The 584-nt window shown below is 42.3% G+C and carries 2 protein-coding genes; both read left to right on the top strand.

Annotated elements, in window-relative coordinates:
* A partial coding sequence (locus R7Q48_RS29325; RefSeq protein ID WP_318133878.1) for a helix-turn-helix domain-containing protein occupies positions 1-210 on the top strand: 210 nt, incomplete at its 5' end.
* A gap of 76 nt (positions 211-286) precedes the next feature.
* Positions 287-469 (top strand): hypothetical protein, encoded by a 183-nt coding sequence (locus tag R7Q48_RS29320; protein WP_021451574.1) that lies wholly within the window; start codon positions 287-289, stop codon positions 467-469.
* The last annotated feature ends 115 nt before the right edge of the window (positions 470-584 follow it).

Genomic DNA, 584 nt, shown 5'->3' with positions numbered 1-584 from the left:
CTCATTCAATTAGGTGAACCAAGTTCCATCCCCGCCTCAACCAGTAGCCTTGCAGAGCAAGTGGCGGAGTTTGAAAAGGCAGCGATAGAAAATGCGCTACTGGAAAACAATGGCAGCATCAAACAAACGATGGAACAGTTGAATGTGCCTCGAAAAACGCTGTATGACAAAATGCAACGCTATCAGATAGATAAAGAGCTCTATAAATAAAACCGGTTCGCACGATTGGTATTATATCCAACTTGAATCATAATTTTGCTAAGGCAATTATTGGGCTCATATGGATATGAATGAAAAAGTGAGGATACCGATCATTACCGATACAGTGATGGTAGACGGCCAGTATCAAGAAGAAAGGCGCTCCGGTGAAGACCGACGTAAAAACAAAAAGAAGTGGCACGGTTATGAGCGCAGAGTCCATCCCGATCCGAGAAAACAAGATTTTAAATCCATAGACGAAGAGGTGTGATAGCTCACACCTCTTTTTGGTTGCGTGAATGTAATTCGGAAAATGTGTTATTTAGTGATTATTTCTGGCCCCATCAAGGTCGTAGGTAACCAAGTTGATACCCAAGGTACATAAG

It is taken from the genome of Vibrio sp. 378 (genome assembly GCF_033339435.1).
Note: the sequence above shows the minus strand (reverse complement) of the source record. Positions and strands in the feature narration are given on the sequence as shown.

Coding starts and splice junctions, on each gene's coding strand:
- R7Q48_RS29320 (WP_021451574.1), top strand. CDS start 287: ATGAATGAAAAAGTGAGGATACCGATCATTACCGATACAGTGATGGTA.